Genomic DNA, 14,203 nt, shown 5'->3' with positions numbered 1-14,203 from the left:
AACCTAAATAACACATGGGTTAGAGATGAGATTTAAAGGTGTCCTTCGTAGAAAATGTGATGCCTTGTTTCCAGTTCAAACTACACATCTATAATTTGATAAACAGAAATTCACTTATCATTCAGAAGAAAATGTAATCTCAAACAGCAGGAGGGAGTGAGAGGGCAAAATTAATTAGGTATTTAATAAAATTAATGACCCTTTATAAAATAATTTCAGAACATGGCCAAATCTGGTTTTGAATCAACTCTTTCACACAGGCTTTAATTGCCGATTTTGCAGCGAGTGCGGCAGGTGATAATTCTTCTTCGGCAAGGCTCACCAAGTAATTGATTCGCTCAACTTCTGGGTCAATGAGTTTGAGTAATTGAAGCTTATGTTTGTACTCTTGCAGACAGGCACTTCCGGGTCGGACACTCGCAAGGTCAAGGTGAATCAGGCTATCCATAAGTAAGTGTAGGCCATCAATTTCATAGACGACATTAAGCTGCCCAATCTTGTGTTCAAGCAATTTTCTTAAGCTATGACGCTGCCGTGGCAATACCAAAGGAATATCACCGATTTGTTGGGACTGAATAATTCCACTTTTGATGCAGTCGGCAAGACCGTATTTTTCAAGCACTTCTTTGCGTGCCATTAAATACATTTGCTCGCGTACCAAAGGTTGTATTGACCACTGCTTATCAATTTCATTGGTAAAAATAATGGCAATATCAAGCTGACGTGAATTAATCGACTGAATCAGGTTGCCCGACAGGGTTTCCACAATTTCTAGACGAATGTCTGGATAGCGTTCAGACATTAGTTTCATTAAAGGGATGCCAATTAAAGCGGTAATGGTCGGTGGAAAACCAAGGCTGACATGACCTGAAAGCCGAGCTGAATGCGCAGCGTCTATAGCAAAGTTAACTTGACGCAAAATAAGTTGAGAGTGTTTTAAAAAGGCCAGACCCGCGGGTGTAGGCGTGACGCCAAAAGCATTACGCTGTAATAAGCGAATGCTTAACTCTTGTTCTAGCTTACTAATTTGCTGACTAATGGCCGAAGCGCCGACATCGAGTTTTTGGGCAGCTTTACCAATACTGCCTGCTTCAACCACCGTCAAAAAATATTTTATTTGTTTGATTTCCATAATAAATGTATTCGCTCATCATCCTTGATTTATATAGATATGAAGGATTGGGAAATCTATCATGCGCTTTAATATTAACAGCAAAAAATATAAAAGTTTCTTAAAAAATTATCTGAAAGTTTTAAATCATCATGGTCTTTAATCTTGAGTTCCAAGGGACTTAGCTCATCACAGAGCGGCAATCTTATAAATTTTAAATATGGCATCCACAGTCAACGATTTGGCGTTTGGGGCTAAGCGCATCCCTCAAAATCTAAATAAAGTGAACAATCAAAATAAAAAAATCCAGGATGGATCCATGATTTTTGTAGTAAGAAATAGAACATTAGTACTGGGAATCGCTTCAATTTGTACAAGTGCATTACATGCTGCTGCATTTGATAAAACAGGCCAATCCGTATCAGCATTTTTACAACCGGGAAATTACTTTGAAGCAAGTTTAGGTGTGACAGATACCGATTTAAAAGGAGTAGAATCTGGTACTAACCCTTCACATCAATCAATTTCCGATATTGCCAATACAGATTATCGGCCAACTGCTGCTTTAAAGTTTCAGCTCACGCCACAATACTCATTTGGGCTGCTTTACGATCAGCCTTTTGGCGCCGACACAGAATATTCTGGTGTAAATGGTTTTGTAGCAACACCGAAAGACACGGTTATGCTACCCGGCATTACCACTACAAGCCTTGCAAAGGCTACTTCTGGTCAAGTGCCTACAGGAAATACAAAATCAGAATTTGATATTCAAAGTTTTAGCTTTCTTGCAGGGTATCAGCCTAATAAAAACTGGAATGTTTTTGCTGGACCGGTTTATCAAACCTTCAAAAGTCAGGTCAATTTAAGAGGCAATGTATTTAGTCTTTATAATGGCTATGACTTTCAAACTAAAACTGCAGGTGATTGGGGCTGGTTGGCTGGACTGGCTTATCAAATTCCTGAAAAGGCCGTTAAAGTTTCACTTACCTACCGCTCTGCCATTACCCACAAAGTAAACGCAACTGAAAATGCGCCGTTAATTGATATGTTAACGACTCAGACAGGGCGTGATTTAGTGAGTCAACATCTCGACTATATGATGTCTATCGGGCAGATGACCGAACAAAAGAAAAACTATTTAAATCATATTATTTCAGAGTTACCTGATAGTGAAGGGTCGGGTACAACCAAATTTAAATCTCCAGATTCAGTCAATTTAGAGTTTCAAACAGGCCTTCGTCAGGGAACTTTATTGTTCGGGAGTTTACGTTGGGTCAATTGGAGTGATTTAGCGCTACAACCTTATCGTTTTGGTGAAATTTCAAAAGTTATTGGCGTGTTATCAACACCAAGCCGTCCGGAAGGGTTTAATTTGGTTCGTTATGACGATGACCAATGGACTTTAAATTTGGGTGTTGGACAACGTTTTTCGCCTAAATGGCTAGGCTCTGTGTCAGTGGGTTGGGACTCGGGTGCAGGCGATAAAGTTTCAACAGGTGGCCCAACCAAGGGATATTACAATTTAGGAATTGGTGCTCAATATAGCCCAGCATCCCAATATTTTATTTCTGGTGGTGTGAAATATTACTGGTTAGGTGATGCAAAGGCTCAACTTGGTGCACAGGCCGGTAGTGACTATTACGTGGGTGAGTTTAAGGACAACCACTCGATAAGCTATGGCTTAAAAATTGGATATAAATTTTAAATTTAAATAATTAATTTATAAGGAATTCAATACATGAATAAAATGATCAAAAACGGTATATTTTTAGGCTTATCGACTTTGATTGCAGGTTATGGAACTCTCCTTCATGCAGATGCAAGTCCAACAACATTGCCCGCGGTTTCCCAAAAAGCACTCACCATTATTGATGGTCAAACAGAATGGTTAAGTAAGGTTTATAAAGATATTCATGAGCACCCTGAACTCGGGTTTATGGAAACCCGCACTTCTGCCATTGTTGCCAAAGAACTTAAGTCATTAGGTTTTGATGTTAAAACCGGAATAGCAAAAACAGGCGTGGTCGGTATTTTAAAAAATGGTGAGGGACCAACGGTTATGTACCGTGCCGACATGGATGCTAATACTGTTCAAGAAGCAACAGGTCTGCCATATGCAAGTAAAGTGCGGGTAAAACTTGATGATGGAACCGAAACGCCTGTTGCACATATGTGTGGTCATGATGCGCATGTGACATGGATGCTTAGCATGGCAAAAACCATGGTAGCTTTAAAAAAGGAATGGAGCGGAACCATTATTTTAGTCGCACAACCTGCCGAAGAGCCAATAACGGGTGCTAAAGCTATGGTGACTGACGGCTTATGGACGAAATATAATTTACCAAAACCTGATTATTTCTTTGCAGTACATACCACACCTGCACCTGTTGGTGTTGTCATTAATGCACCGGGACCACGCATGGCGGGAACCGATCAACTTGATATTTTGTTTAAAGGTGTGGGTGGGCATGGCTCATTACCCATGTTAACCAAAAACCCAATTAGCATGGCTGCAAATGCCATTACTCAATATCAAACCATTATGGGTAATGCAGTTGACCCTCAAAAAGCGGCAGTATTATCGATCGGCTCAATTCAAGCTGGAAATTCGAATAACGTGATTCCTCCTACTGCATTGGTCAAAATGAACTTGCGCTGGTTTGATCCAAAAGTACGTGAAACCATGTTAAATAACATTAAGTTCATGAGTGAAGGTGCGGCCGAAATGCAGGGTATGGCTAAAGATCAATTGCCTACTTTTACGTTCAAAGGTTCAAGCACGCCTGTAGTCAATAATAAAGAATTCTCTGCACGTTTAAATGGACCACTAAAAGCGTTATTGGGCGACAAACAGGTCTTAACTGACTATCCGCCTTTTATGGGGTCGGAAGATGTTCATCATCTCTTAGGTGATCAAAAAGACATTCCATTTAACTTTATGTTTATTGGCGTGGCCGATCCAGTTGTGTTTGCAAATGCAATAAAGCAAGGCAAACCTGCACCTTACATTCCGCACAGTCCTAACTACGTTGTAGATTTAAAAGCCTTGCCAGTTGGAGCTAAAGTCACCACGGTGTCTATGCTCGAACTATTAAATAAAAAATAAGATGTTCATAAAAAAGATGCACATGGATGCATCTTTTTTATCTAAAATTTTTAGGGATTTAAGAACAAGACAGATGTTTTTCCCGATAGTGTAGAGGGGATAAATCCGTCCAACGTCGAAAAGCACGGGTAAAACTACTTACATCGGTAAAGCCAAGAATATAAGCAATTTCTGTAATATTGTGACTTGAATTCTTGATATATGACAACGCAAGTTCGTGTCGTGTATTGTCGAGCAACTCGCTATAAGAGGTATTTTCTGCCGAAAGCTTGCGCTGCAAACTCCGGATACTTAAGCCTAAACTTTTCGCTACGTCTTGCTGTTGAAAGTCGCCTGTAGATAATTTTTCAATGAGTTTTACTTTCACACGCGCCAATATATTTTCTTTATCGAACCGTGCCAGATAACGATTAATAATCTCATCATATTCTTGAGTGAGGGTGGGGTTTCCCCCGTCTAAAGGCTGCTCTATGGTTGCGGTGTCAAACACAATCATGTCTTTGGACGCATTAAACACAATCGGGGCTTTTAAAATGCTCTGAAAAGTTTCTAGATCTTCGGGTTCTGGACGTCTTAGTTCAATGCGTAATGGCGAAAAAACAGAACTTTGTAACGCACGACTTGAACGAATAAAAATAGAGATAAAAGCATCAATAGATTCGGGTTGCACTTCGTCGGGAACATGAATAACGAAATAATGATTATTTCCTTCGCCATAAAATTCGAGTTCAGGAATGTCGGTCACTATACGGAAGTAACGAATAATTCTTAAAAACATCTCTTTTAGGGTCGTGCTGGTAATGAGTGAATGGCCCAACACATGAAATGTATTTTGGTTGACTTGGCTCGCAACTTTAAGACCAAAGCACGAGTCTTGAGTCGCTTGAACGGCTAATTTCCATAAATTTGCTGTATTTTTTAATGAATAGCGCGCATCTGGATCGTTTAGCGCCTGAATATCTAAACCTGCTTGTTTTAATAAAGGTTGGCTATCTACACCTGCTTTCTCAAGCGCTTTTTGAATCGCTTTAACCCAGCTAGCCAGTGCCGTTGCTGTCTGTGGCATGTTATGTCCTATAACTTGTGATTCATATTCCTGTTCACAGTATAAAAGATTCAAAACTAAAAAATCTTTTGTTTGCTTTGAATCTTTCTATTTTGGCATCCATAGCCAATAGATTGGCGTTTCGAGCTAAGCACACCTAGGGCGATCTAAATAAAGTAGGGTCATGAGAAAACTGAGGAATAACGGATGACCTACATTTATAAAAATCCTGCTGGAATGACCGATAGCGAAAAAACGGAACACATTAAAAAAGTGGTTACCGCAGAAGGTGTGGCTTTACGCAAGCGCCATCCCATTTTGAACCATCAAAATGCAATAGGGGCCATAATTCTATTTATTTCCCTTGTTGGGATGATTGCTACTGCCGTGCTTTATATAAACCATCAGCTATCAGCTTGGTTCGCAATTCCCATAATTGCGTTTTTTGCATCTCTTACCCATGAGTTAGAACACGACCTGATTCATTGGATGTATTTTAGAAAAAAACCATGGGCACATCACCTCATGATGGGCTTAGTGTGGTTAGCTCGCCCAAGTACCATTAACCCGTGGAAACGCCGTGAGCTTCATTTTAACCATCATAAAAACTCGGGCACCGAAGTCGATTTAGAAGAAAGAGCGCTAACCAACGGAGAGCAGTGGAGCATACGCCGTCTCATCGCGATTGGTGACAATGGCTTTGCAGTTTTGCTACGCATTATTTCTGCAAGCAATTGGACGGTTAGAAAAGTTATTTTTAAACGTGCGTTCTTAGCTTATTTTCCACTTGGAATTATTCATTGGTCGCTTTGGTATATCTTTTTAGGGTTCCATGCAGTTGATATGGTTTCAAGTTTGGCAAATGCACCGATTGCGTGGTCAGCTACAACGTTAAATGTTATGCATGTGATTAATATTCTGACCGTGGTGTGGATTGCGCCAAATGTGCTACGTACCTTCTGCCTGCACTTTGTGACCAGCAACATGCATTACTACGGTGATGTTGAACTTGGTAATGTCATTCAACAAACACAAGTGTTAACACCGTGGTGGATGATGCCGTTCCAATTGTTCTGTTTTAACTTTGGTTCAACGCATGCCATTCATCATTTTGTAGTGAAAGAACCATTCTACATTCGCCAAATGACCGCGCCCGTTGCTCATAAAGTGATGCGTGATATGGGAGTGCGGTTTAATGATGTCGGAACATTTAAAAGAGCAAATCGTTGGAATGTAAATAATTTATCTGAATCGAAGAGTTAAAGAATAGCTGTCTATCTCACTCAAATGGACTGAGTTCTATGTAAAGTGCTCAGTCCATTAATCATAAAATCACTATAAAGATTATTAAACAATAAGCGGCTCTACTGAAACTTAGTAAAAGCAGAATCACACCTAATACACATAAAATTGAACCAATCACTTTATTAAGCTGCACTTGCTTGGCTAACATTTTCTGTCTCAGTAGCTTCATTTGGGGTAAAAGTTCTAAAAGCATTAGTATCATATAAGTGAGAAAAAATTTGATATGGTATCTCATAAAGAATGCTATCAAAATTGGCTAATAAACCATATTTATTTATATAGCGATAAAGTTTTGAATTATAGAAACCATAAGTTGCAATAATAACTAACTCATCATGACTTATATAGGATTTTAAGAAAGCAATATCTGTTTCTATATTTTTAGGATTTGCTTTTTTATCGATTAAATCTAAAATATTAGTAATTAATTCAAAATATAAGGTTGCTTCAAACAAATTATCAGAACGTTCTGAAGCATCGTGATAGAAACTTTTTATAAAGCTTCTGTAAGCATCAAGTACTTCTGATGGAGTCATTTCATCAGTAATAAATATATTTAAAGTATCTGCACTTCTTAAAATATTTTTACTATAAAAAATAAAACATTCTTGTTTTTCATATGAACGCCCATTATGTGAGTCTTTAAAGTAAAATAAATTAATTTTATTATTTTTTTCATCTAATAATTTGAATAAAAGTGAATAAAAGCTTTGTTGAGCTAATAATTCTGATTGTTGCTTTGTAATATTTCTTTGAGACTCAGCAATTTCATTTGCTTTTGTTATTTCATCTCTTTGTGCAGCTAATTCTTTTCTTTGTTCTTGTAATTCTCTTCGTTGCATAAATAATGAAATTAATAATAGAGCAAAAGCCCAACCACTAAATAAAGTATTTAAAGAACCATACGTATCACCATAAGTACCGTATTTTTCACCTATTTTTTGTGCATATGATTTCTTTTCATCATAGGGCAAATCAGTGGCGTTATTCTGTTTAAAAGGAACAGTAACTGGTGTTTTTTCTTGATCAATTTCTCGTAAGGTATCAGGATAAATTTTCCAGATGTAACCAATTAACACTAGTGCAGCAAATATTGAAAGGATTTCAATATTTTGCCATCTGCGTTCTTTACGTTCAACTTCACTTTCTTCTTTTTTTTTGATCATATCCATCTCTAATAAATAGTAAATAATAGAATTAAACATATAAAATTACCTTTCAATCAGTCATTCAGATAAACTTCCTTATAGGTAAATCATCACTAATTGGCTTAGAGAGGTTTACTAAAAAATCTATATAGGTTTATTCCCAATTTTTAACTATCTCTGATAGATTTCAAAATCAATACTTAATTTAACTTTCATAGTCTTAAGCTCCTTCACCCGGTTTATTTGCTTTACCCAATAAAGCATTAATAGTTTTAATAGCTTCAGTAGTAGCTTTGGTCTGTTCATTTACATTACTATTATCACTCTTCTTATCATTATATAGTTCTTGTCCAAAAAATTTATCTGCCATTTTAATACGCATTTCATGCCTTTTCTCTTCATTTAGATCTGCAATGTAATATGGTAATGCAGATAATTCAGCACTAATGATTTTGGCTTTATATGCAACCTGACGATGCTTAGCTGATTCTCTTGCAAAATACCAACCAGGTGCAGTTAGTAAAAACATAAATAAAGATTTAACAAAAAAGAGAGTGTCTACTGGATCTACTACAAATTTATAGGTTCTAGTCCAATGCAGTACTCCAAACCACCATGGAGTAATAAACGTAATACAAGCAATCAAGGCAACTACACCGAATACTTTAATAGCATATGAACGATATTCATTTGCTAAAGTATTTTCAGTGTTAAAAATTTCATCATATATTTTCTTTGTCGCATTATTATAATTTTGTTCAATAAATGCATTAAAACTAGAATGTTGTCTTTTGATATCTTCGTATGCATCTTTTACAGATTGAGAAAGTTCTTTATCTTGGTTTAATTTATTTTTAATTTCTTCAAGTTGGTCAGATAGCTTTTTTGCTTCAAGTGCATTGTCTGAACTAAGCTCTCTTCCTCTTAGCATTTCAACAAAAATTCGATACTCATGATCATTTGTATAATGTGTGTTCTTTTTATCAGAATATTTTTCAAAAAAAGAATTTATATCATTAATTAAATTTTTTATTAATAAAAATCCACTTTCATTAAAAAATGTATGACTAATATTCCCTGAAGTTAATTTTAGTACCTTCTCAATTCGTTCAATCCACTCTCTTGTAAGTTCAATCATTGCTTCGTTGGCAGGGAAATATAAAGGAAATTCTTTTATTAAAAAGATACTTTTCTCAATTTCTGATAAAAAATCATCTAAATCAAAACTAAAATTTAGGGAGTCAGTTTCAATAATAACTACATTTCTCATCAATAATAAGCTACGGTGTATATTCAGAAGGTTGTTATGATAATATTTAGTATTAATAATAGATAAATTATCATGACTAATATAATCTCTATTATTGTCTTCTGACATTTTGCATTTACCTCTTTGTAGAGCTTATTTATTAATGAAAATTATAAAGATTGCTTCTTTAATATCTTGACATAATGGCACACTAACGGCAATCGATATGAAGAAGCACAGCAAAATCTGTGCGTAGGCATGAGAACCTGCTTTATTCTCAGGGGGCAGAAAATATCCCCTCTATAGCGGTTTTTTGCCTGAAATGTTTAATTGGCTATATTCGTTATAGTAGATCTGGCAGGTAGCTTTGGGCTAGTCGTTATACTCTGCCGAAATGACTTCGCTTGGAGAGCATATCTATAGTGAAAAAATTGCCGATGAATATATCGCTCTAGTTCAAGCAACCAAACCATCGGAAACAAACGACGTACTGATCTCGACCTCTAGGCCAAATTTTTTCAAAAACATGAGTCGTATTGCTGAGTTAAAGCAAAGTTTAAAAGACTACACCAAAGTTGAACTCGAGCATTTTTATTTATGTTTAGAAGGCTGTTTAGCTGGACTCGGCGCAACGGTCATCTCAATTTATATGATTGAAAAAGAGCTTGAGTGGAACTTACTGCAAAAAAAATCACCTGTTGTACAAGATAATTCAGCTTATTTTTTACTTTCTCATAGCGCTTTTGAGGAAGATTCACGTAAAACCATATTTTAGAATGGCTAAAAGCAGAGATGAATGGAAGTCAGCATAAATTACATTAAGTTGATTATTTCTTAACTTGAATTTTTCTTATTAAGCATTTGAAAATAATAATAAATATTTAAAATTATTAAAGCGCTGCTTGAGCGCCGTATATTGAATTTCTGCTGTCTAAAATTCCCAATGATGAAAAAAATTTAACTTCATACTTCTTTATTAAATCCTAAACATGAATTTCACTCAGTTTTGAATGAGACTAAATCATTTTTATTCATGTTGTGATTGCGGTATAAATCTATTCACGCTCTGAAGCGTTCCAGTAATTCACTTTTGATAAGACCATAAGGCACAAATCTGACAAGGCTGGAAAGTTTAAAAAGAGTTCGAAATATTTTTAGGTTTATCTCAGAAATTAGGGTACTGATCAAAATGAGTAAAGAATTTACATTTACGATTAAGAGTATTTGTTTCGATGAAAACTATCGTCCAGCAGACAATACGCGTATTACAACCAACTTTGCTAACTTAGCGAGAGGGATGAGCCGTGAAGAGAATCTGCGCAACACCTTACAGATGATCGACAATCGTTTTAATGCCTTAGCTCATTGGGACAATCCTAAAGGTGACCGCTACGGCGTTGAACTTGAAATCATTTCAGTTGAAATGAATATTGATGCCGAAAACCGTGCAAGCGGACTTCCTTTAATCGAAATATTGAAAACCAATATTGTTGATAAGAAAACCAATGAGCGCATCGAAGGCATTGTAGGTAATAACTTCTCATCTTATGTACGTGACTATGACTTTAGTGTGCTGTTGTTAGATCACAACAAAAACAAGTCTACTTTTAGCACGCCAGAGAAGTTTGGTGAATTGCACGGTAACTTGTTTAAGAGCTTTATTAACTCTGAAACTTACAAAGCCAACTTTAAAAAAGCGCCAGTGATTTGCTTAAGCGTTTCGACGACTAAAGTGTACCATCGTACTGAAAACGAACATCCTGTTTTAGGTGTTGAATACAAGCAAGAAGACTATTCACTCACTGATGAATATTTCCAAAAAATGGGCTTAAAAGTTCGCTATTTCATGCCTAAAAACAGTGCTGCACCTTTGGCGTTCTATTTTACGGGTGATTTGCTGAGTGATTACACCAACCTTGAGTTGATCAGCACCATCAGCACCATGGAATCGTTCCAAAAGATTTACCGCCCTGAAATTTACAACGCAAATTCAGTGGCTGGACAGTCTTATCAGCCAAGCTTAAAGAACCAAGATTACTCACTTACTCGAATTGTGTATGACCGTGAAGAACGTAGCCGCCTCGCTATTGAGCAAGGGAAGTTTGTTGAAGAGCAATTTATCAAACCATACCAAGCGATTCTTGAGCAGTGGTCTGCTAATTACGCTCTTAATTAATCAACATATAGGTCATTGATCATGAAAAAATTATTACCGACTTCAACTGCTGGCAGCTTACCTAAACCGTCTTGGCTTGCAGAACCTGAAAAGCTTTGGTCGCCTTGGAAACTCGAAAACGAAGGTCTGCTTGAAGGTAAAAAAGACGCGCTACGTTTAGCTTTGCACGAACAGCGTCTTGCTGGCATCGACATTGTGAGCGATGGTGAACAAACCCGCCAACACTTTGTGACCACGTTTATCGAACACTTAAATGGTGTAGATTTTGAGAAGCGCGAAACAGTTCGAATTCGTGACCGTTACGATGCAAGCGTACCGTCTGTTGTAGGTGCGGTGTCTCGTCAAAAGCCTGTGTTTGTTGAAGATGCTAAGTTTTTACGTCAGCAAACTGATCAACCCATTAAGTGGGCATTACCTGGCCCAATGACCATGATTGATACGCTTTACGATGGTCACTACAAGAGCCGTGAAAAACTTGCTTGGGAATTTGCTAAAATTTTGAACCAAGAAGCGCGCGAGTTAGAAGCTGCTGGTGTAGACATCATTCAGTTTGACGAACCAGCATTTAACGTATTCTTTGACGAAGTAAATGATTGGGGCGTTGCGACTTTAGAGCGTGCAATTGAAGGTCTTAAGTGTGAAACTGCGGTTCACATTTGCTATGGTTACGGCATTAAAGCTAACACTGACTGGAAAAAGACACTCGGTTCTGAATGGCGCCAGTACGAAGAAGCTTTCCCGAAACTGCAAAAATCTAACATCGATATTATCTCGTTAGAATGTCACAACTCACATGTGCCTATCGATTTACTCGAACTCATTCGTGGTAAAAAAGTCATGGTTGGTGCAATTGATGTAGCATCTAACCAAATTGAAACACCAGAAGAAGTGGCTAACACACTTCGTAAAGCGCTTCAGTTTGTAGATGCCGACAAGCTTTACCCTTGCACAAACTGTGGTATGGCGCCTCTTTCACGTGAAGTGGCACGTGGCAAGTTAAATGCTTTAACGGCAGGTGCAGAAATCGTTCGCCGAGAACTGACTGGTTATGATCTTACTGCTTAATATTTACCAATAAGTGGTATAAAGGGTTACTTTTTTGATGGCAGTTGATAATCAAACAAGTAACCCTCATTTTACTTACTACATGTAGTTCTAATCAGGACTCATGTCGATAAAGTACCTTCCTGATGGAGTTGGGCGGTATAGCAAACACTCAGGACAAGGTACGATTCAATTTAGGAATAATGTCATGGTTCAAGCAACAGACTTTAGAAATGCAATGTCTTTACTCACAAGTGCAGTTAGTGTTGTGACTACGGCAGGCATGTCTGGCCGTTTTGGATTTACTGCCTCTGCTGTTTGTAGTGTGACTGACACACCTCCGACATTATTGGTGTGTATGAACCAATCTGCGAGTTCACATGCACATTTCCTAGATAACAAAATCTTAACTGTGAACGTTTTAGGCGCACACCACGAACATATTTCAAAAGCATTTTCGTCTAAGCTGACTCCAGAAGAGCGCTTTAAACATGGCGAATGGATTGAGTTAGAAACAGGTTCACCTGTGTTAGAAGATGCTTTGGTGAGTTTCGATTGTGAGATTGAACAAATTCAACAAGTCGGTACACACACCATTTTGATTTGTCCGATTGTGGCGATTAAACAAAGCCAGCATGACCAAAGCTTGGTTTATTTTAATCGTGCTTATCACCAAGTGGGGCAGACGGAGATTGTCTAATCCCACTTTCCATTTTGTTGTTTCACTTTAAAAGTTAGAAAATAGAAATCAATAAGCATGGATCGCTTCATTTAATCTAAAAATACAATTATATATAATATCCAAAATAATAATTAAGTTAATCTAATGAAAAACAATAATAAATTTAAATACTTGTCATAAAAGCTACATTGACACCTTTCAACTCTCCGATTATGCTTTGCGTGCTGGCCACATTGCCAGCCGGCTTTGACAGGCTGATCTTTGAGGACATTGAAAAAATTCATTTTTTTTGATGTAGACCCACTCGTCTCCCTTTTTGTAGCGGTAGGACGGAAGGGGGACACCTTCGGGTGTGCTGGGTTCTCGAAGCCAGTCTGTCAACCCTCTTTCGTTCTGCCACCATAATTCCAAACAAATGCTCTGGCAGAACTCCCAAAATCAGGAGTTGGCTATGCACATCTATCATTTCTTGGCACTCATTGCCAAAGGCTATAACGACACAGCTTAAAAAATTAAAGCAGCTTGAACGCCATAAGGTTTTCAGGCTTTAAGTCATTTTTACTTAAAACTTAGCAATAACAAACTTGAGATGTGCCAAGCACCGTCTTGCGGCTTTGCTGTGCCTTTTTTTCTCCCAGAAAGGGCGCAGGCTTTTTATCTCATTTAGAAACAACAAGAATTTATAACGGTAAACCTATGCAAAATTTAGAAACGACTTCAAAAAAATTAAAAGTAATACATACCGCCATCCAACTCTTTACGACGCATGGATTCCATAATGCAGGCGTAGACCTGATCGCCAAAGAAACTAAAATTCCAAAAGCCACGCTTTATAACTACTTTCACTCAAAAGAACGCCTTATAGAATCGTGCATAAGCTTTCAAAAAAGCCGACTGAAAGAAGAAGTGCTGGCAATTGTCTACTCACACCGCTACTCAAAACCAACCGATAAACTCAAAGAAATTGTGTGTTTACATGCCGATATAAATAGCCTTTACCATCTTTTGTTTAAAGCCATATTTGAAATAAAACAGCTTTATCCAACGGCTTACCGCATGGCAATTGAATATCGAAAATGGCTACTTCGAGAGCTTTTTGATCTGGTCTTTAGTCTGGAAACTAATGCATTTAATCCCGATGCCAATATGGTTTTAAACTTAATTGATGGCTTGATGCTACAGGTTTTAAGTTCAAATAGTGTGGATGAACGGGATGTGGTGTTGGAGTGGTTTTGGGGGAGGGGTAATAATTTTATATAGAGGTGTATCAGAATATTTTCAGTTTTTTATTATTCAAACTATATTAATTTTTTAAAAGTCATTATAGTAAATTTAGT

Annotated in this window: 11 protein-coding genes and 2 pseudogenes; 9 read left to right on the top strand and 4 right to left on the bottom strand. The window is 37.3% G+C overall.

Annotation, left to right across the window (positions count from 1 at the left end):
* Nucleotides 1–202: 202 nt before the first annotated feature.
* Nucleotides 203–1,132, bottom strand: a complete 930-nt coding sequence (locus OD757_RS16450; RefSeq protein WP_005302915.1) for a LysR family transcriptional regulator — start codon at nt 1,130–1,132, stop codon at nt 203–205.
* A 298-nt stretch (nt 1,133–1,430) separates the two neighbouring features.
* Between OD757_RS16450 and OD757_RS16445 the strand changes: the two genes are divergently transcribed.
* Together OD757_RS16445 and OD757_RS16440 are read left to right on the top strand one after the other, a co-directional pair.
* On the top strand, nt 1,431–2,816 hold the full coding sequence (locus OD757_RS16445; RefSeq protein WP_263032523.1) for a long-chain fatty acid transporter: 1,386 nt from the start codon (nt 1,431–1,433) through the stop codon (nt 2,814–2,816).
* Nucleotides 2,817–2,849: 33 nt separating this feature from the next.
* Nucleotides 2,850–4,217 carry an amidohydrolase gene (locus tag OD757_RS16440; RefSeq protein ID WP_263032522.1) on the top strand — a complete coding sequence of 456 codons (1,368 nt, stop codon included), beginning with the start codon at nt 2,850–2,852 and terminating at the stop codon, nt 4,215–4,217.
* Between the two features lie 58 nt (nt 4,218–4,275).
* Here OD757_RS16440 and OD757_RS16435 read toward each other — a convergent pair whose 3' ends face one another.
* Complete coding sequence (locus tag OD757_RS16435; RefSeq protein WP_263032521.1) at nt 4,276–5,283, bottom strand: AraC family transcriptional regulator; 1,008 nt, start codon at nt 5,281–5,283, stop codon at nt 4,276–4,278.
* A gap of 216 nt (nt 5,284–5,499) precedes the next feature.
* On the opposite strand from OD757_RS16435, the gene OD757_RS16430 reads away from it, so the two are divergent.
* Nucleotides 5,500–6,525 (top strand): fatty acid desaturase, encoded by a 1,026-nt coding sequence (locus OD757_RS16430; protein ID WP_263032559.1) that lies wholly within the window; start codon nt 5,500–5,502, stop codon nt 6,523–6,525.
* Nucleotides 6,526–6,586: 61 nt separating this feature from the next.
* Here OD757_RS16430 and OD757_RS18340 read toward each other — a convergent pair.
* Both OD757_RS18340 and OD757_RS16415 read right to left on the bottom strand, forming a co-directional pair.
* Nucleotides 6,587–6,820: pseudogene (locus OD757_RS18340) on the bottom strand (hypothetical protein); the annotation flags it as partial.
* Nucleotides 6,821–7,935: 1,115 nt separating this feature from the next.
* Nucleotides 7,936–9,093 (bottom strand): hypothetical protein, encoded by a 1,158-nt coding sequence (locus OD757_RS16415; protein ID WP_263032519.1) that lies wholly within the window; start codon nt 9,091–9,093, stop codon nt 7,936–7,938.
* 249 nt (nt 9,094–9,342) lie between these two features.
* On the opposite strand from OD757_RS16415, the pseudogene OD757_RS16410 reads away from it, so the two are divergent.
* The 6 genes and pseudogenes from OD757_RS16410 to OD757_RS16385 all read left to right on the top strand — a co-directional run.
* Nucleotides 9,343–9,786: pseudogene (locus tag OD757_RS16410) on the top strand (LysR family transcriptional regulator); the annotation flags it as partial.
* 367 nt (nt 9,787–10,153) lie between these two features.
* Nucleotides 10,154–11,140, top strand: a complete 987-nt coding sequence (locus tag OD757_RS16405; RefSeq protein WP_151964661.1) for a DUF1852 domain-containing protein — start codon at nt 10,154–10,156, stop codon at nt 11,138–11,140.
* Between the two features lie 21 nt (nt 11,141–11,161).
* Nucleotides 11,162–12,205: a methionine synthase gene (locus tag OD757_RS16400; protein ID WP_009390634.1), complete on the top strand. Its 1,044-nt coding sequence runs from the start codon at nt 11,162–11,164 to the stop codon at nt 12,203–12,205.
* A 187-nt stretch (nt 12,206–12,392) separates the two neighbouring features.
* On the top strand, nt 12,393–12,884 hold the full coding sequence (locus tag OD757_RS16395) for a flavin reductase (RefSeq protein ID WP_009390640.1): 492 nt from the start codon (nt 12,393–12,395) through the stop codon (nt 12,882–12,884).
* Nucleotides 12,885–13,218: 334 nt separating this feature from the next.
* Nucleotides 13,219–13,374, top strand: a complete 156-nt coding sequence (locus OD757_RS16390) for a hypothetical protein (protein WP_263032518.1) — start codon at nt 13,219–13,221, stop codon at nt 13,372–13,374.
* Between the two features lie 188 nt (nt 13,375–13,562).
* Nucleotides 13,563–14,126: a TetR/AcrR family transcriptional regulator gene (locus tag OD757_RS16385; RefSeq protein ID WP_263032517.1), complete on the top strand. Its 564-nt coding sequence runs from the start codon at nt 13,563–13,565 to the stop codon at nt 14,124–14,126.
* Nucleotides 14,127–14,203: the final 77 nt, after the last annotated feature.

Source organism: Acinetobacter sp. AYS6, from assembly GCF_025630795.1.
Taxonomy (GTDB): domain Bacteria; phylum Pseudomonadota; class Gammaproteobacteria; order Pseudomonadales; family Moraxellaceae; genus Acinetobacter.
This window is presented reverse-complemented; position numbering and strand designations above follow the sequence as displayed.

Coding starts and splice junctions, on each gene's coding strand:
- OD757_RS16395 (WP_009390640.1), top strand. CDS start 12,393: ATGGTTCAAGCAACAGACTTTAGAAATGCAATGTCTTTACTCACAAGT.
- OD757_RS16450 (WP_005302915.1), bottom strand. CDS start 1,132: ATGGAAATCAAACAAATAAAATATTTTTTGACGGTGGTTGAAGCAGGC.
- OD757_RS16430 (WP_263032559.1), top strand. CDS start 5,500: ATGACCGATAGCGAAAAAACGGAACACATTAAAAAAGTGGTTACCGCA.
- OD757_RS16440 (WP_263032522.1), top strand. CDS start 2,850: ATGAATAAAATGATCAAAAACGGTATATTTTTAGGCTTATCGACTTTG.
- OD757_RS16405 (WP_151964661.1), top strand. CDS start 10,154: ATGAGTAAAGAATTTACATTTACGATTAAGAGTATTTGTTTCGATGAA.
- OD757_RS16400 (WP_009390634.1), top strand. CDS start 11,162: ATGAAAAAATTATTACCGACTTCAACTGCTGGCAGCTTACCTAAACCG.
- OD757_RS16415 (WP_263032519.1), bottom strand. CDS start 9,093: ATGTCAGAAGACAATAATAGAGATTATATTAGTCATGATAATTTATCT.
- OD757_RS16445 (WP_263032523.1), top strand. CDS start 1,431: ATGATTTTTGTAGTAAGAAATAGAACATTAGTACTGGGAATCGCTTCA.
- OD757_RS16385 (WP_263032517.1), top strand. CDS start 13,563: ATGCAAAATTTAGAAACGACTTCAAAAAAATTAAAAGTAATACATACC.
- OD757_RS16435 (WP_263032521.1), bottom strand. CDS start 5,283: ATGCCACAGACAGCAACGGCACTGGCTAGCTGGGTTAAAGCGATTCAA.